12 protein-coding genes are annotated in these 17905 nt (G+C 67.5%); 6 read left to right on the top strand and 6 right to left on the bottom strand.

Annotation, left to right across the window (positions count from 1 at the left end; genetic code table 11):
• Positions 1 to 9: 9 nt before the first annotated feature.
• From DX912_RS08350 to DX912_RS08330, 5 genes are all read left to right on the top strand, one after another.
• Positions 10 to 576, top strand: coding sequence for a fimbrial protein (locus DX912_RS08350; protein WP_115842024.1), 567 nt, complete (start codon positions 10 to 12; stop codon positions 574 to 576).
• A 68-nt stretch (positions 577 to 644) separates the two neighbouring features.
• A complete protein-coding gene (locus DX912_RS08345; protein ID WP_233433533.1) occupies positions 645 to 1376 on the top strand; it encodes a fimbria/pilus periplasmic chaperone in 732 nt (243 codons plus the stop codon).
• Positions 1377 to 1559: 183 nt separating this feature from the next.
• Positions 1560 to 4157, top strand: coding sequence for a fimbria/pilus outer membrane usher protein (locus DX912_RS08340; RefSeq protein WP_181902765.1), 2598 nt, complete (start codon positions 1560 to 1562; stop codon positions 4155 to 4157).
• An 89-nt stretch (positions 4158 to 4246) separates the two neighbouring features.
• Positions 4247 to 5227 carry a fimbrial protein gene (locus DX912_RS08335; RefSeq protein ID WP_115842022.1) on the top strand — a complete coding sequence of 327 codons (981 nt, stop codon included), beginning with the start codon at positions 4247 to 4249 and terminating at the stop codon, positions 5225 to 5227.
• 222 nt (positions 5228 to 5449) lie between these two features.
• Positions 5450 to 8350, top strand: a complete 2901-nt coding sequence (locus tag DX912_RS08330) for a TonB-dependent receptor (protein ID WP_181902764.1) — start codon at positions 5450 to 5452, stop codon at positions 8348 to 8350.
• Between the two features lie 107 nt (positions 8351 to 8457).
• Here the strand turns inward: DX912_RS08330 and DX912_RS08325 are convergent, their stop codons facing one another.
• The 4 genes from DX912_RS08325 to DX912_RS08310 all read right to left on the bottom strand — a co-directional run bounded on the left by DX912_RS08325 (position 8458) and on the right by DX912_RS08310 (position 11825).
• Positions 8458 to 9216: an endonuclease/exonuclease/phosphatase family protein gene (locus tag DX912_RS08325; protein ID WP_115842020.1), complete on the bottom strand. Its 759-nt coding sequence runs from the start codon at positions 9214 to 9216 to the stop codon at positions 8458 to 8460.
• A 16-nt stretch (positions 9217 to 9232) separates the two neighbouring features.
• Positions 9233 to 10060, bottom strand: coding sequence for a thiol:disulfide interchange protein DsbA/DsbL (locus DX912_RS08320; RefSeq protein WP_115842019.1), 828 nt, complete (start codon positions 10058 to 10060; stop codon positions 9233 to 9235).
• Positions 10061 to 10166: 106 nt separating this feature from the next.
• A complete protein-coding gene (locus tag DX912_RS08315) occupies positions 10167 to 10832 on the bottom strand; it encodes a thiol:disulfide interchange protein DsbA/DsbL (protein ID WP_115842018.1) in 666 nt (221 codons plus the stop codon).
• Positions 10833 to 10949: 117 nt separating this feature from the next.
• Positions 10950 to 11825 (bottom strand): c-type cytochrome, encoded by an 876-nt coding sequence (locus tag DX912_RS08310; protein ID WP_115842017.1) that lies wholly within the window; start codon positions 11823 to 11825, stop codon positions 10950 to 10952.
• A 204-nt stretch (positions 11826 to 12029) separates the two neighbouring features.
• Between DX912_RS08310 and yihA the strand changes: the two genes are divergently transcribed.
• Positions 12030 to 12650, top strand: coding sequence for a ribosome biogenesis GTP-binding protein YihA/YsxC (yihA, locus tag DX912_RS08305; RefSeq protein ID WP_115842091.1), 621 nt, complete (start codon positions 12030 to 12032; stop codon positions 12648 to 12650).
• Between the two features lie 437 nt (positions 12651 to 13087).
• Here the strand turns inward: yihA and DX912_RS08300 are convergent, their stop codons facing one another.
• A complete protein-coding gene (locus DX912_RS08300) occupies positions 13088 to 15853 on the bottom strand; it encodes a TonB-dependent receptor (protein ID WP_115842016.1) in 2766 nt (921 codons plus the stop codon).
• A 274-nt stretch (positions 15854 to 16127) separates the two neighbouring features.
• Positions 16128 to 17903 carry an alpha/beta hydrolase-fold protein gene (locus DX912_RS18510; protein WP_220340773.1) on the bottom strand — a complete coding sequence of 592 codons (1776 nt, stop codon included), beginning with the start codon at positions 17901 to 17903 and terminating at the stop codon, positions 16128 to 16130.
• Positions 17904 to 17905 lie beyond the last annotated feature (2 nt).

Genomic DNA, 17905 nt, shown 5'->3' with positions numbered 1-17905 from the left:
TATGGACGCATGAGCAAGAACCTGATTTCCGCCGCACTCTTCGCGGCCATCGGCATCACGTCGCTGTCGGCCGCCGCCGCGGACGGCAAGATCACCTTCACCGGAAAGATTTCGGATGTCAGCTGCACCATCAAGGGCGGTGACAACACCGACGGCGGCACGTCGAACTTCACCGTCAAGCTCCCGAGCGTCTCGACCACGGCGCTCGCGACGTCCGGCCAGAGCGCGGGCGACACGCCGTTCAGCGTGGTCGTCGGCGGCAACGGCCAGACGGGCTGCACGAACGGCAAGATCGCGAAGATGTGGTTCGAGACCAGCACGCCGACCGTCGATGCCGCGCACGGCGGCCGCTTGAAGAACACCGCCACCGGCGGTGCATCCAACGTGCTCGTCGGCCTGCTGAACAAGGCCGGCGCGACGATCGACCTTTCAAACAACGCAGGCGGCGACGGCTCGGCCGAAACGATCGCCAGCAACACCGCCACGCTCAAGTACACCGCGCAGTACTACGCGATCGGCGCCGCGGGCGCCGGCGACGTCAACACCTACGTGAACTACTCGGTCGTCTACAACTGAGTCGCGCGTGACGCATCTGGGCGGGGTCCGCGCGACCCCGCCGCTTCGGGGAACTCCAGGAACTGTTCATGAAACTGCTCGCACGAGTGGGCTGCGCGTTCGCGTGGATGGCCGCTGGCCTGACGCCTGCGCATGCCGACGTCCAGATCGCCGGCACCCGCGTGATCTATCCGGCCAGCGAATCGCAGATCACGGTCCAGGTGGACAACAACGGGCGGAGTCCGCGCCTGCTCCAGGTCTGGACGGATGCGGGCGATCCGAATGAAACCGCCGCGAACAGCACGGCGCCGTTCCTCGTGACGCCACCGATGTCGCGCCTCGAACCCGGAAAGGGCCAGGCGCTGCGCCTGATGTTCAACGGCGCGGATGTACCGAAGGATCGCGAGTCGGTCTATTGGCTCAACGTGCTGGAAATACCGCCGCGTCCGAAGGGACAGGACGGCGGTGAAAACTTCCTGCAGTTCGCGGTGCGTACGCGCATCAAGATCTTCTACCGCCCGCAAGGCCTGCGCGGTGCGCCGCTGGATTCGATCGCGCAATTGCAGTGGCGGCTCGTGCGTTCGGGCGGCACCACGTCGCTGGAGTGCGCCAATCCCACCGCCTACAACGTCTCCTTCGCGGAGGTCCGCGTCGAGCGCGGAACGAGGGAAGCGATGCCCAAAGGCGGCATGTGTCCGGCGCTCGGCAACGCGACGTTCCCCGTGCAGGGCGAACCCGGAAAAGGCAGCGGAACCGTGCTGCTCACCGCCATCAACGACTACGGCGGCTTCGTCGAAAGCCGCGCGTCCTACACGGACTGAGGCCGCTAGGCCCGGCGTTCGAAATCGACCCTTCCACCCGCCACGGACGCATGAGGCGCGCACGGGGTGTCGCCGCGAGCGCACGCCGACCGCGGGCTGTCAGCAACGCGAGATCGAAACATGCACTCATTTGATTCATGCATCCTCGCGCCAGCCGCGCGAGGCTACAGGCGAAGGCGCATCGTGGTTGTCGTACTGGCCGCGCTGGGGCAGGTGCCGTTCGCCGCAAGTGCATCACCGGATCCCTCGCCATCGCCCGCGCCCGAACCCGCGCCGGATGCCGTCGAGTTCAGCCCGCTGTTCCTGGGCGAAAGCGCCACGTCGACCGACCTGTCGCGATTCGAACACGCCAACGCGGTGGCACCCGGTGAATATCCGGTCGACGTCTACCTCAACGGCTATCGGGTCGCGCGCCGCACGATCGAACTGCACGCGTTTGCGGATCGCGCTGTGCGGCCATGCCTGTCAGGCGAGGCACTGGATGCGCTCGGTGTCGATGCCGCCCGCCTCAAGTCCGATGGCGTGGATGTCTCGCAGACGTGCATCGACGTCGAGCGGGTGATTGCAGACGCGCGTGCAAGCTTCGACATGAACCAGCTGCGCCTGGACCTGTCGATTCCGCAAGTCGCACTCCGCCGCAGCGCGCGCGGCCAGGTCGACCCGGCGCTTTGGGAACGCGGCGTGGATGCGTTGACGCTGGGCTACAACGTCAGCGCCAACCAGGTCGATTACGACAGCGGCGGCCACACGACCGGCGTCTATGCCGGGCTCACAATGGGGTTGAACCTGGGTGGCTGGCGCCTGCGCAACCAGTCGTCCTGGCGCCGGGAAAGCGGCGCAGGCGACGATTTCCAGAACATCCGCAGCTATGCGGAGCACGACGTCACCGCACTGCAATCGCAGTTCACCCTCGGCGATACGTTCACCTCGGGCGAGCTGTTCGACTCGACCGCCCTGCGCGGCATCAAGCTGGCCACCGACGATCGCATGCGGCCGGATTCGATGCGTGGCTACGCACCTGTCGTACGCGGGATCGCCGAGACCAATGCCCGGGTGGTGATTCGCCAGGCGGGCTTCGTGATCCTCGAAACCAACGTCGCACCGGGTGCATTCGAGATCGATGATCTGTACGCGACCGGCTACGGCGGCGACCTGGAAGTCACCGTGATCGAGGCCGACGGCCGCGAGCGTTCGTTCTCGGTGCCGTACGCCGCCGTGCCGCAGCTGCTGCGTCCTGGCGTGTGGCGCTATTCGGCCGCGGCTGGGCAGGTCCGCAATGGCGCGCTCCACGGCGAGGCACCGAACTTCATCGAGGGCACGTTCCAGCGCGGACTGAGCAACCTGCTCACGACGTACGCTGGCGTGCAGGCCACCGACGGCCAGCTCTATCGCAGCCTGCTCGTCGGCGCCGCCTTCAACACACCGGTGGGCGCCGTGTCGCTCGACGTGACCGGATCAAAGACGAAGTTCGCCATTCCCGACGAGGACGCCTCCGGCTACAGCGCGCGCCTGACCTACAGCAAGAGCATCCCGCAGACGAACACCGACTTCGCGCTTGCCGCGTACCGGTATTCCAGTCGTGGCTACCTGTCGCTGGACGATGCGGTCCGCCTTGACGACGAGGTGCGCAATGGCGAGCTGCGCGGCGGCGTGGGCGACGGTGCGGGAAGCCAGCGAAGCCGCTTTCAATTGACGGTGAGCCAGAGCCTGGGCGAGCGCGGCGGATCCTTGTTCGTGAGCGGTTCGCGCAACGACTATTGGGGCGGCTCGCTGCCGGTGGATTCGAGCTATCAGGTTGGCTGGAACCGGCAGTTCGGCAACGTGTCGCTTGGCGTGAATGCCAGCCGGACGCGCATGGCGGGCCGCGGGTACGACAACCAGGCCAACCTGAGCCTGTCGATGCCGCTCGGAAGTTCCGGCTTCCGCAGCACGCCGCCGCAGGTCACGCTCGCCGCGGGCCACGACCACGACGGCAACTCCGTCCAGGCGGGCGTGACCGGTAATGCAGGTGGTCGTCGGCAGTTCAACTACGGCGTGAGCGGCAACTTCAACGATCGCGACACCGATTCGGTCGGCATCAATGCCGGCTGGCGCGCCGCGCTCTCCACATTGGGCATGTCGTACTCGCGCAATGCACAAAGCCGGCAGGCCTCGCTGTCTGCGAGCGGCGGCGTGGTGGTCCATGCAGGTGGCATCACGCTGGCGCCGCAGCTGGGCGACACCATCGCCGTGGTGGAAGCGAAAGGTGCGCAAGGCGCGCGGCTGGGTGTCGACGGCGTCGGTCGCGTCGACCATCGCGGGTACGCGATCGCCGGCAACCTGACGCCGTACCGGTTCAACGACGTCGTGCTCGATCCCGCCGGACTCTCGGTCGATGTGGAACTCGACACGTCCCGGCTGCAGACGGTGCCGCGCGCCGGCGCGGTGGTGCCGTTGAAGTTCGGCACGAACGTGGGTCGCGCGATGCTCATCCATGCGCGGCTGGAGGACGGTGAGCCCGTGCCGTTCGGCGCGCAGGTCGAGGATGCCGATGGCACGCAGATTGGCCTCGTCGGTCAGGGCGGCCAGGCCTTCGTGCGCCGCCGCGGCGAGCACGCCGGACCGCTCCGCGTGACGTGGGGAGAACCCGATCGCGTGTGCCTCATCGATGTCGCCTCGGGCGCGTCGCGTACGACGCCCGCGCGTATGACCGTAGTCGACGCCGTCTGCAGCCAGGCAGCCGGAGCCACGGGGCACGCCTCCGCGAGCGGCTTGCCGCGATCCGCGGCCACGAGCCAGTAGCAGAACACCTTCCCCGCGGATGGCGCATTCAACCCGTAGTCCTTCTCCAGGCGTCGCGACACCGGGCCCCAACCCTTCGAGGTAAGACGATGAAGACGATTCGAATCGCGATGGCACTCGTGGCAGTCGGTTGCCTGTGGCTGATGCAGGTGCCGCTCGCACGAGCCGCTTGCACCGGCTACGCCAGCACGAACAGCCGCCTTACGCTGCCGGCCAGCCTCACTGCGAAACGCAACACGCCGGTGGGTACCGTGATCTACAACTCCGGCTGGATCAGCGACGGAACGCGCGCCGACGTGACCTGCACGGGTTCCTATTCGTGGACGATGGGATTCGTATCGGCGATGACCGCCGTGGCAGGCATGACCGATGTCTATGAAAGCGGCGTTCCGGGGCTTGGCATCCGGATCACCTACGACAACACGTCGCCGCCCGGCGGCGGCATTCCCATGCGCTGGCCGCGCTGGTCGCAGACGCTCAACAGTCCAACGCCGTCGAAATTCCTGCCCTGGGGGTTGTTCCGCGTCGAGTATCTCGTGACCGGTCCGATGAGCTCCGGCACCATGAGCACGCCCAGCCCCACCGCCACGGTCCTTTACGGCGGCGTCCTCGCCAACCAGGTCACCTTCAACAAGACCTTGGTGAACATCGTCAGCACCGGCTGTCGGCTCCTCAACGACGATATCGCCGTGGCGCTGCCCGACATCGCGGCTTCGGCATTCACCTCCGTGGGTACCACGCCGGCCTCGCGGGACTTCAGCATCGATCTGTCCTGCGACGCCGACGTCGCGGTTTCCTACCGCATCGACGCCACGCCACCCTCGGGCATTCCAGCGTCCACGGGCGTGATAGCGGGGGCGTCCGGCGCCGGGCAGGCAACCGGCGTCGGGGTACAGATCAGGAGCGGCAGCTCGATAGTGCCCCTCGGATCCAGGCTGTCGTATCTGCGCACGACGAGCGCGGGCCAGGCGGTCGGGATCCCCCTCACCGGCGCGTACTACGCCACGGCGATGCCGGTGCGGGGCGGCGCACTGACCGCAGTGGCGACGTTCTCCCTGTTTTACGAGTAAAGGGTCGCGGGCGGGGCGATCCGCGGGCAGGCGGGGGCGGTCGGCCCGCAAGCTTTGGCGGCCAGGCCGGCTCATCAGGCAAAGGTGACGGCCAGACTGTGCCGATCGTTGGTCAACGCTTTGCCGCTTGTGGCCGATTCACGAATTGTTTACAACTCTGGGGTGCCGCCCGGGCAGGGGAGGCGGCCGTTGCTGCTGTTCATTCATTCGAGGGAGAGAGTAATGAGAGCCATGCGCCGTCAATCGCTCACGCGAGCGATCCAGCTTTCCTTGTTGTTGACCCTGCCGGGCCTCGCGGCCGCGCAGGACGCCACGCCGGCCCCGCAGGGTTCGGCCACCACGCTCGACACCGTCACGGTGACGGGTTCGCGCATCAAGCAGACCAACGCCGTCACGGCCCAGCCCGTGTTCGTGCTCGACAAGGCCAAGATCGACCAGACCGGCCTGCAGACCGTGGGCGATCTGCTCCAGCAGATGACCTCCAGCGGCAAGGCGCTGAACGCCAAGTTCAACTCCTCCGGCAACTTCGGCTATCCGCCGGACGGCGGCGGCATCGGCGCGGGTTCGGCGCAGGTCGACCTGCGCAACCTCGGCTCGCAGCGCACGCTCGTGCTGGTCGATGGCGTCCGCTGGGTCAATGAATCCTCCGCCTCGGGCGTGAGCGGCAGCGCCGACCTCAACACCATCCCGCTGGCCATCGTCGAACGTGTCGAAGTGCTGGAAGACGGCGCCTCGGCGATCTACGGCTCCGACGCCATCGCCGGCGTGATCAACATCATCACCCGCCGCAATTTCGACGGCGCCGAAGTGCACGCCTACTACGGCGAGTACGAGGACGGTGGCGATACCACCGAGGCCAGCCTGACGCTCGGCGGCAGCGGCGATCGCTGGTCGGCGGTGTTCACCGCCAGCTACTTCGAGCAGCAGGAAATCAGCTCCGGTTCGTGGGAACAGTCGCGCTATCCGACGCCTGGCACCGGCGTGCGCGGCGGCAGCTCGGGCATCCCGCAGGGCCGCTTCTTCTTCTGCGATCCGACGCGCCCGACCACCGGTGTGGGCGGTTGCGATGACGACACCGAGAACTGGTACGACATCACCCTCAACAACGGCACCACCACGCCGGTGTTCGATCCGAACAACCCGAACGGTGGTACGTACAACTCGTTCGACGGCAGCGACCGCTTCAACTTCGCGCCGTACAACCTGCTGCTGACGCCGCAGAAGCGCAAGGCGATCTTCGCCAGCGTCTATTACGACGTGACTGAGAACACCCGCCTGCACGTCAAGGGCCTGTACAACAACCGCACCTCGACCAACCAGGCGGCGCCGGAACCGATCTTCGTCGGCCCGGGCGCGGGTACGGGCGGCATCGCCGACACCATCAGCATCCACGCCGACAACCCGTACAACCCGTTCGGCTACACGCTTGATGCCAACTCGAACTTCCTCGTCGCGACGCGTCGTCCGGTCGAAGTGGGTCCGCGCATCTTCAACCAGGACGTCGACACGCTGTACTTCAACGTCGGCCTGGATGGCACCTTCACGCTGGGCACGAGCAGCTTCGGTTGGGATTTCAACTACGCGCACGCCGACAACAAGGCGACGCAGGAATTCCTCAACGGCTACAACGTCGCCAAGATGAAGCTGGCGCTGGGTGATCCGGCGGTGTGCGCGCAGGTCGCGGGCTGCGTGCCGCTCGACATCTTCGGCGGCCAGGGCCGTCCGATGACGCAGGCGATGATCGACTACATCCGCACGCGCCAGATCGACTCCTCCGAACAGGTGCTCGACCTGTACTCGGCGAACGTCACCGGCGACATGTTCAACATCGGCGATCGCACCGCCGGCTTCGCGACGGGCGTGGAACACCGCCGTTACCGCGGCGACTTCAACCCCGATCCGCTGCGCCAGAGCGGCGAGTCGCAGGACTCCTTCGCCGCGCCGGTGTCGGCCTCGTACGACGTGGACGAGGTGTACGCCGAATTCCAGTTCCCGGTGCTGTCGACCCTGGACCTGCAGGCGGCGATCCGCTACTCCGACTACTCCACCTTCGGCAGCACGACGACCGGCAAGGCCGGCTTCCGCTGGCAGCCGATCGAGGACATCGTGGTCCGCGGTACGTACTCGCAGGGCTTCCGCGCGCCGAACCTGGGCGAGCTGTACGGCCTGACGCAGTTCGGCGCCACGCTGGTCGACCCCTGCGGTTCGACCGGCAGCCCGGGCCCGGCGGATCCGTCCTTCGCGGCGGGTTGCGCGGCGCAGGGCGCGCCGCCGAACTTCGAGCAGGCCAACACGCAGATCACCACCTTCACCGGTGGTAATCCGGACCTGCAGCCGGAAGAGTCCGACAGCTACACCTTCGGCGTGGTGTACGCGCCGAGCTGGGCGAGCGGGCTGGACTGGTCGCAGCGCCTGGACTTCGAGGTGAGCTACTACCACCACAAGATCGACGACGCGATCCAGGCCCGCGACATCCAGGCGCTGCTGGAAACCTGCCTGCGCGAAGGCGGCGTCGGCTCGGTCAACTGCACGCCGTTCACCCGCGGCGCCGGTGGCAACCTCAATCCGCCCGAGAACTTCCTCGACAACCTGGGCCGCATCGAAACCGATGGCGTCGACTTCAAGGTCAACTGGTCGTCGAGCGACTTCAGCTGGGGCCGCCTGAGCGCGTCGCTGCAGTCCACCTACGTCAACGACTACGAGGCCGTCGACGTCGACGGCAACAAGTCGCAGCGCGAAGTGGGCATCGAGGTGAACGACAGCGCGATTCCCGAGTGGCAGACCAACCTGCAGACCAACTGGACGATGGGCCAGTTCAATGTCGGCTGGACGGTGCGCTACATCTCGTCGGTCGACGAGCTGTGCTCGAACGTGCCGGTGTCCGAGGCCCCGGGCTGCATGGGCGGCGTGGAAACCAACAAGCTCGGCTCCACGACCTATCACGACCTCCAGTTCAACTGGGACAACGCGATGGTCGACAAGCTCAAGCTCACCGTCGGCGTGAACAACGTCTTCGGCAAGGAACCGCCGGTGTGCCTGACCTGCTCGCTCAACGGCTACGACGCCGGTACGTACGACCTGCCGGGCGCGTTCTGGTACGTCAGCGCGGATTACCGCTTCTGATCGCCTGATCGTTCCGCAGTCCGAAAAACGAAACGGCCGATGGTTCGCCATCGGCCGTTTCTGTTTGTGGTGTCGTGGAAACCGTTTGTGCCGACGAACGCGAGCCTTCAGCGCAACGCGGCGTCCGGCACGTGCAGGTCGAGCGACAGCGCCAGATGGTCCGACGCCGCCGCCGGGCGCGCCCGTGCGTTCGACGTCTTGAGCCCGTCGCCGACCAGGATGTGGTCGATCGCGCGCTGCGGTCGCCAGCTCGGGAACGTGTGGACTTCGCCGTCGGGTGGCTGCAGGCGCGTGTTGCGGAACAGCGCGCGCATCTCGGGCACGTCGATGGAGCAGTTGAAGTCGCCCATCAACACGGCGTTGGGATGGTCGTGCAGGAGTTCGGCGATGAAACCCAGCTGCGCCGCTCGCGAGTTCGCGCCGAGCGACAGGTGCGCGACCGCGATCAGCAGTCCCTTGTCGCCCTCGCCATAGCGCGCGAGCAGCACGCCGCGCCCGGCGATGCGGCCGGGCAGGGCGTGGTCGATGACTTCCTTCGGTTCCAGCCGGCTTAGCAGGCCGTTCGCGCTGGAGGCGACGCCGCCAACGCGACGGTTCGGCTGGTGGCTCCAGTAGTCGAAGCCGGCGCGCTGGGCGAGGTAATGCGTCTGGTTGGTGAAACCCGACCGCAGGCTGCCCGGATCGCTCTCGTTGAGGCCGACGATGTCGTGCTCGCCGGCGAGCTGCGCGATCGCGTCCAGGCTGCCGCGCTTGTTGCCCGCTGGCAGCACGTGGGACCAGCTGCGCGCGACGTAATCGTGGTAGCCGCGCGTGCTGGACCCCGCCTGGATGTTCGCGCTGAGCAGGCGGAGCCGGCGGGTGTCCATTCGATCGTGCGGAGGCTTACTGGGCGCCGCCGGCGTTGGTCGCACCGCCCTTCGCGGCACGCTCCTGCGCGATCAGGTGATCGGCGATGCGCAGCGTGTCCTCGAAGCCCTTGCCGGTGACCTTGTACTTGCCGTTGATCACCATCGTCGGGGTCGAATCCACGCCGCTGCGGGCGATGAACTGGCCGGCGCGCTTCATCTTTCCTTCGATCGCGAAGCTCGACATCGTGCTGGCGAACTGCTTCCCGTCGACGCCGTACTTCGCGTAGAAGGAGCCGATCTGCTCGTTGGTCGGCAGCGGCTGGACCGGCAGGACCTTGTCGACGTGGATCGCGTTGAAGACCGCTTCGTGCGTCTTGTCGAGCACGCCCATGGTCTGCGCGGTGTAGAACGCGCGGGCATACGGCTCCCAGTAGCCGCCGAACGGGGCGGCCAGGGCGATGAACTTCACGTCGGCCGGCTGCTTGGCCTTCCACGCTTCGACCAGCGGTTCGAAGTGCGCGCAATGCGGGCAGGTGTAGCCGAACACCTCGACCACTTCGATCTTGCCGCCGGTGGGCTCGGAGGGCTGGCCGCCGGCGATTTCAACGTAATCGGTGCCGGCGACGGGGGCCGGACCCTGCGGCGGGGCGGCTTCGGCGGCGGGCGCTGGGGCCGGAGCGGCGGCGGTTTCGGCCGGCGTGGCGGGTGCAGCCGGGGCCGGCGCGGTTTCAGCCGGGGCGGCGGGTGCCGTCGGAGCGGCCGGAGCGGCGGTCTCGGCTGGGGCCGGAGCCTGCTTGGAGCAGGCGGACAGGACCAGCAGTCCGGTCAGGACCACGGCGAGACGGGGCAGACGCGAATTCATGCAGACAATCTCCGCAAAGGTCGGGAAGCGGGGGGCCGCGCGGCGTCGGGCCGCGCGGCGGGGCACAGCCAAGAATACCGGCCGCGCACGGCCGGCGACACTCGACTCAGCGCGTTTTGCCGTCGCGTTCACGCGCGACGAGCTGGTCGGCGATGCGCAGCACGTCGGTGAAGTCGTGGCCGATCACGCGGTAGCGGCCGTTGATCACCAGCGTCGGCGTGCCTTCCACGCCGCTGCGCTTGATGAACTGTTCTGCCTTGGCGACGCGGGCGGCGACGTCCGGACCGTCGTAGGTCGCCAGGAACTTTGCCTGGGCGACGCCGTAACGTGTGTAGAACGGCGCGATCTCGCCCGGCGTGGCGTTGCGCAGTGGCAGCGAGCCGTCCGTGTGCAGCGCCAGGAACATCGCGTCGTGGCTCTTCTCCGCCACGCCCAGGACCTGCGCGGCGTAGTAGGCCTGGGCGTAGGGCTGCCACGAGCCGCCGAACGGCGCCGCCATCGGAATGAAGTTCACGACCTTCGCGTTCTTCTTCGCCCAGGCCGACACCGTGGGCTGGAAGTGCGCGCAGTGCGGGCAGGTGTAGCCGAACACCTCGACGACCTCGACCTTCCCCTTCACCGGCGCGAATGGCGTGCCCCCTTCGATCACCTCGTAATCCGTGCCCTCGACCAGCGCCGGCTGCGGCGTGGCCGCGGCGGCGGCGAAGGGAAGCAGCGCGACGAATACCAGGAGCGATGGGAGCAGCGAACGGAGCAGCGGGCGGCGGGTCATCGGCGTTCTCGAAAGGGTGGGCCGGAAACTAAAGCGCCGGCCGTGGGAACACGGCCGGCGCAGCAGGGATCTGGAAGGTTCCGCCTCGGACCGCGGTCACCGGCGGAAGTTCACCGATCAGGAGCCGGTGGTCGGCTCGGCCGGCGTCGCCGGAGCAGCCGGTGCCGGCGCGGGTGCCGGAGCCGGCGCGGCCGGGGCAGCGGCCGGAGCCGGAGCGGCCGGAGCGTTGGCGACGGCGACGTCGTCGCGGCTCGGGTGCAGGCCCTGCAGGTAGCTCGACAGCGAACCGATTTCCTCGTCGGTCAGCTGCTTGGCGACGGCGGCCATGATGTTGAACAGGTGCGCGTCGCGCTGAACGGTCGTGCCGGCGCGGTATTCCTCCAGGCGGCGCTGCGTGTACGGCGCCTGCTGGCCGGCGATGTGCGGGTAGGCCGGGCCGGGGTTGCCGGCGCCGTCCGGGCCGTGGCACGCCATGCACGCCGGGATGCCGCGCGCCGCGTCGCCCGAACGGAACAGCTGCTGGCCGATCTCGAAGTACTTCTTGCCGGCATTCGCGCCGGTGGCGACGGCCGTGTCGTCGGCGACGCCGGCGCCGGCCTTCTGCGTGGCGAAGTAGGCGCCGATGTCGCGCGCGTCCTGCGCCGACAGCGCATCGGCGAACGGCTTCATCACCGCGGCCATGCCGGTGTTGCGCTCGCCGGTCTTGAACAGGTGGATCTGGTTGGCGATGTAGCGCTCGCTCTGGCCGGCCAGGCGCGGGTACTGCGGATCGGTCGGATTGCCGTCCAGGCCGTGGCACGCGGCGCAGGTGCCCGCCTTGGTCGCGCCGGCCTTCGCATCGCCCCACACGGTCTTTTCCGGCGCGGTGTTCAGCGGCGCCTGCTGGACGGGCGCGTTGTTCGGGACCGGGGTGACGGTGGTCTGGGCATAGGCAACGGCGGCGGCCGCGAGTGCGACGACGCCGACAATGCCGAGGATGCGGGCTTGGCTCATGTAGCTGGGCTCCGGAACACAGATGAGGCGACCGCCGGGCGGACGCCGGAACCGCGGAATTATCGTCGGGCGTTCAGGGGCGGTCAACGCGCGATGCGTGCCGAAAGCGGCCGCAGTCGTCGGTTTGACGCGATCGACGGCGCATTCGCGGTCCCTGCACACATCCGCGGCGGGGTTTCGCGCGCGCCGTGCGATCCTTATGCGATGGCCAATCCCTTCGTCCGCGCCCGCTATCTGCTGTCGGCGCACAACCACAAGCAGCTCCCGCCCGATGGCGCCTTCGAGGTCGCCTTCGCCGGCCGCTCCAACGCGGGCAAGTCCAGTGCGCTCAACGCGCTTTGCCAGCAGAACGCGCTGGCCCGTGTCTCCAAGACGCCCGGCCGCACGCAGCAGCTGGTGTTCTTCGACATGACGCCGCCCGAGGTGGAGCCGCCGCGATACCTCGTCGATTTGCCCGGCTACGGCTACGCGAAGGTGCCGCAGGACCTGCAGGCGCACTGGCAGGCCTTCATCGACCAGTATTTCCGCACGCGCGAGGCGCTCAAGGGCCTGGTGGTGGTGATGGACATCCGCCATCCGCTCAAGGACTACGACCGCCAGATGCTCGGCTACGCGGTAGAACGCGGACTGCCGGCGCACGCGCTGCTGACCAAGGCCGACAAGCTCGGTCGCGGGCAGCAGTCGCAGGCGCTGCATACGGTGAAGCGCGAGCTGTTCAGCGCGTTCGGCGACACGGTCAGCGTGCAGGCGTTCTCGGGCGAGTCCAAGCAGGGCGTGGACGAGGCGCGGGCGGTGGTCGCGGGATGGCTGGGGTTGTCGGTCTAGCGATCTGGCGCGGACGCTGGTGGTTGATGCGCGTTCGCCGGCAAGCACCTGCGCCGTCACCCCGGCGAAGGCCGGGAGCCGGGCCCGTAATTTTTGGGTACCCGATGGCGGGCGCGTACGCCTAAGCCCCTCTCCCATCGGGAGAGGGGTTGGGGTGAGGGGCAACGAAGCCGTATCGGTGAACGAACCTTCCCGCACAGTGCTGCGCGTTGTTGCGCGACGGGCTTCAGGCGCAGAAGCAGGATGGATTCCAGCTTTCGCTGGAATGACGGTGACGTGGTTCAACAAGAAGGGAGTGCCCGAAAGCCGCGGGCCTGGATCCCGGCCTTCGCCGGGATGACGACTTCGGACACGCTCCTGCGAATCCCGAATCCCCAAAAAACAAAACCCCCGCCGATGCACCGGCGGGGGTTTGCGAAGCACCGCGGGAGGGCGGCTTAGAACTTGTAGTTCGCGCCGATCAGGTAGGTGCGGCCCCACTCGATGTACTCCAGCGGGCGATCCTTCGTGCCGGCGTAGGTCTGGTACGGCGAGTTGGTGAGGTTGCTGGCTTCGAACAGCAGCGTCAGGCCGGCCAGGCTGCTCGCCTCGCCGAAGCTGTAGCTGATCTGCGCGTCCAGCTGGTCCTCGCCCACGACGTAGCGCAGCGTGCGGTTGCCGTCGAAGTTGCCGATCTCGCCGATGAAGTCCGAACGCTTGCGCTGGCTCACGCGGGCTTCGAAGCCGGCGCGCTCGTAGTACGCGGTGAAGTTGTACACCTCGTCCGACAGGCCCGGCAGGCTGATCGGATCGCTACCCACGCTGCTGGCGCTTTCCGGATCCAGGATCTCGATGTCGCTGTCGTTGAAGCTCGCGCTGGCGACGATGCCGAAGCCTTCCAGCGGCGCCCACAGCATGTCCAGCGGCAGCGACGCGCTCAGCTCGATGCCCTGCAGCTTGCCGCCCTTGCCGTTGTACGGCGCGGTGAAGTTGCCGATGGTCTGCGTCGGCGGCTCGTTCGGGCCCGGCACGTAGTCGGCAACGAACGCCGAGAAGTCGTAGCTGTCGTTGGTCTGCGTGTAGATGTAGCTGCGCAGGTCCTTGTAGAAGTACGCCGCGGCCACGTAGGCCTTGGTACCGAAGTACTTCTCGTACGAGATGTCGAACGCGTTGGCGCGCCACGGATCCAGTTCCGGGTTGCCGCCGCTCGCGCCCGGACGACCGGTGCTGGTGTCGACGCCGAACTCCAGCGATGCACGCAGCTGGTCCACGCGCGGACGCGCCACCTGGCGCGCGAGCGCCATGCGCAGCGTCTGGTCGTGCGGGAACAGGAACGCGAGGTTCATGCTCGGCAGGTAGTCGGTGTAGGTCTTGCCGTTCTCGTACGGCTGGACCTCGCTGCCCGGGGGCTGCGTGGAATCCCAGAAGTTCGCGCGCGAGGACTGGTCCGCGTGCTGGATCTGCACGCCGACGTTGCCGCGCACGCCGACCGAACCCCACTCGGTGTCGATGTTGCCCTTGATGTAGCCAGTGGTGAGCTTCTCGTCGACCGTCCATGCCTTCGGGATCAGGTAGGACAGGTTGTCCACCGGCTCGAAGCTCATGTAGCGCGAAACCGCCGCCGGCACGTTCCACGCCGGGATGTAGCCCATGCCCGCGAAGCCCAGGTTCACCAGCCCGTACTGCAGGTCGCGCGCGATGGCGGTATCGCCCTGCGCGCCCAGGTTGATGTTGCCTTCCGGCTGGGTCTTCTGCTTCTCGCGATCGGCGTAGTTGATGCCGACGTCGATGTCCGACAGGAAGCCGCTGGCGAACTGCGGCGCGGGCAGCGCGGCGGCGAGCGTGTAGGTCTTCAGCTCATCCTCGACGCGCGGCACCTTGCCGTAGCCGGAGCCGTAGATCGTGTTGGTGAGGAACAGCGTTTCCGGATTGGAGTAATCGCGACCCGGCACCAGCCACGAGAAACCGTCGCTGTTGTACGCAAGGCCGAGGTTGTCCAGCTGCGGACGCGGGATCTGCTGCGTGTTGTTCTCCAGCAGCAGTTCCTCGCGTTCGGCGCGCGACCAGCCGATGTCGGCCTTCACGCGGGCCAGGCCGACGTTGAAGTCGTTCGCCCAACCGAACGCGTCAATCTTGTCCTCGCGCTTGCGGTACATGCCGCGCACCAGCGGATAGACGTTCAGGATCGTGCCGCCGGTGAACGTGCCGTCGCTGTTCACCTGCGGATTGACCATCACCGGCACCGGATCGAAACCGCCGTTGTAGCCGCCCAGGTTCACTTCGAACTGGTTGGCGGTGTCTTCCTGGTCGGCCTTGGTGTGGAACAGGTCGAGCGTGCTGGTCCAGTCGTTCGACGGACGGTACTGCACCGTCGCCATCACGGCATCGCGCTCGATCTCGCCGGTGCGGCGCAGCGCCTTGATGCCGTCGGAGAAGTACACGCCCGACGGCACGCCATTACGCACGCGATCGGTGGTGTTGGTCTGGCTCCACGGCTCGTACAGGCCGACCTGGTTTTCCTGGATCGGCAGTTCGGTATGCGAATAGCCGATCGAGAAGCCCAGCGTGCGGTCCATGAACTGGCCGATGTAGCTGGCGTTGATGCGGTTGCCGTCGCCGTCGGCGTTGGCGGCATCGCCCAGCGAATTGCGCTGGTAGCGGCCGCTCACGGCGATCACCGGCTTGTCGTAGTCGAGCGGACGCACGGTACGCATGTCGATCGTGCCCGACAGGCCTTGGCCAACGAGGCCGGCATCGGGCGTCTTGTACACGGTCACGCCGCTCATCAGCTCGGCGGGATACTGGTCGAACTCGACGCTGCGGTTGTCGCCGGTGGACACCATCTCGCGGCCGTTGAGCAGCGTGGTGGCGAAGTCGGGCGACAGGCCGCGCACGCTGATCACCTGGGCGCGACCGCCCACGCGCTGCGCGGACAGGCCGGGCAGGCGGGCGATGGATTCGGCGATGCTCACGTCCGGCAGCTTGCCGATGTCTTCGGCCGACACGGCTTCGACGATCGAGGTCGATTCCTTCTTGGTGTCGATCGAGGTCTCGATGCCGGCGCGGATGCCGGTGACGACGACCGAATCGAGCGTCCTGGTTTCATCCGTACGCGACGGCTCGCCTTGCGGCGATTGCGTGGCCACCTGGGCCTGCGCGCCGGCGGCGACCAGCATCGTTGCCGACGCGAGCGCCACGCTCAGCAGATTGCGCTTGAGTTGCATCTCCCCTCCCTCTCGAATCCGGTTTCTAATCGTTGTGTGTCGGCCCGCGTACGTCGCGACGGATGCCGCGCTCGCCGGGAGCCCGCGCCAGAGTCGGCAAGAAAAAACCGCTCAGGACGTAGCGGCGATGGTAGTTCGGCCCATCGCTGCACAAATTCCTTTGCATACGTATTCATCGGCTGTATGCGCGGGTAAAACCGCATGCAAGCGTTTTCCCGGCGCACGGAACTCCGCCCGCCGTGCGTGGCGGGAGCGGGTGTTGGGCGCTGGTCCGTCAGCGGCCGAGCAGGAACTGCAGCGGTACGTCGAGCCGGTCGCGCCAGGCGCGCTCGTTGTGCTCTGCGCCGGGGAATTCGCGGCTCATGAAGTCGCGGCCTTCGCGCCATCCCGCCTCGCGCAGGACGGCGTCCATGCGCTGCTGGTAGGGCGCGTAGCTCGCGTCGAGCGTCGCCGTGCCGTGGTCGAAATAGAACCGGTGCGTGCGTCGCGCGGGCAGGTGTGCGGCGAGGTAATCGATCACCGCGCCGTCATTGGCGGGCCAGTGCGTCGACAGTCCGCCGGCCGCGCCGAACACGTCCGGGTATTCGCTCATCGCATAGGCGGATATCAGGCCGCCCAGGCTGGAGCCCATCACCAGCGTGTCCTCGCGCGAGGGCTTCGTGCGATACGCCGCGTCGATCGCCGGCTTGAGTTCGTCGACGATGAAACGCAGGTAGCCGTCCGACAGCAGCTGCGCGCGCTGTTCAGGCGAAATCACGTCGGCGGGAATGGCTTTCGCGGGCCAGTATTCGTTCGAGCGAAGCGGCGTGTTGGAGATCGCCACGACGATGGCCTCGCGCACGCGATGGGCGTCGATGAGCTTCGTCATCGTGCCGTCGACATCCCAGTCGACGCCGGTGAACGACAGCGATGGGTCGAACAGGTTCTGGCCGTCGTGCATGTACAGCACGGGGTAACGGCGCTTGGGATGCGTCGCGTACGACGGCGGCAGCCAGACGTCGACATTGCGCGCGGGAACGTGCGCCGAAGGCACGTCCTGGTAGCTGTCGACGCGACCGGTGGCCTGCAGCGCCGGCGCATTCACCGCATACGCCCAGCGCAGGAACACCGGCAGCATCCGCGCCCACGCCGCCTGTTCATGCTTGCCGCCGGGCAACAGGTAAAGCGACGCGTCCGCACGCGTCGGCCTGGCCGCGTAGTCGTCGGTGGTGCTGTAGCCGAGCTGCTTCAGGCCCTTCATGCCGCCGTTGTCGGCGTTCCAGCCGTCGAGCATGTCGCGCGTGTCGTCCACGGCGTCATCGATGCCGTCGCCGTCGCGATCGGCGGCTTCCTCGGCCGTGCCCACGGCGAAGAACCAGCGCGCGCCGTTGCGCGGCTCGCTCGCGTCCACCATGTGCTGCGCCATGCGCGTGCGCTGCATGCTGGCGTTGTCGGTGGTGTCGGATGCCGGCCAGAACGACGGCGAGAACGCGCCGACGCGGCCGAAGGTTTCCGGATACTGCCAGCCGACGTTGAACGCGTTCAGCCCGCCGAGCGACCAGCCCAGGATCGCGCGCGCATCGGGCGTGGTGCGCGTGCGGTAGCGCGCGTCGATCGCCGGCACGAGCGTGTGCGCCAGCCATTCCGAATACGCGTGCGCGTTCGTGCCGATGCCGCCGTAGCGCGTCTTCGCAACGAGGTTCGCGCCGGCCTTGCGATCGGACAATCCGTACGCGCCCATGCGGTCGGGCGGCATGTCGATGGCGACGACGATAGGCGCGCGGATGTCGCCCGACACGATGAGTTGCTGCAGCGTCTCGCGCAGCTTCACCGCCTGGCGATCCTGCCCGTCGTTGACGTACAGCACGGGATACCGCCGCGTGCCCGTCGCGTAATCCGGCGGGAGGTAGACGGTCGTCTTCATGCCCTGCGGCGCGAACGACGTGGCATCCAGCGCGAGCGGTTCGACGACGACGTCGCCCTGCACGGGCGCCGGCGAAAGCGGTTCCACCGCCGTCGCCGTTTGCGCGATCAGCAGTGCGAACGCGGCGCAGGCGAGGCGAAGGCGCATGG

This window comes from Lysobacter soli (assembly GCF_003382285.1).
Classification (GTDB): domain Bacteria; phylum Pseudomonadota; class Gammaproteobacteria; order Xanthomonadales; family Xanthomonadaceae; genus Lysobacter_J; species Lysobacter_J soli.
Note: the sequence above shows the minus strand (reverse complement) of the source record. Positions and strands in the feature narration are given on the sequence as shown.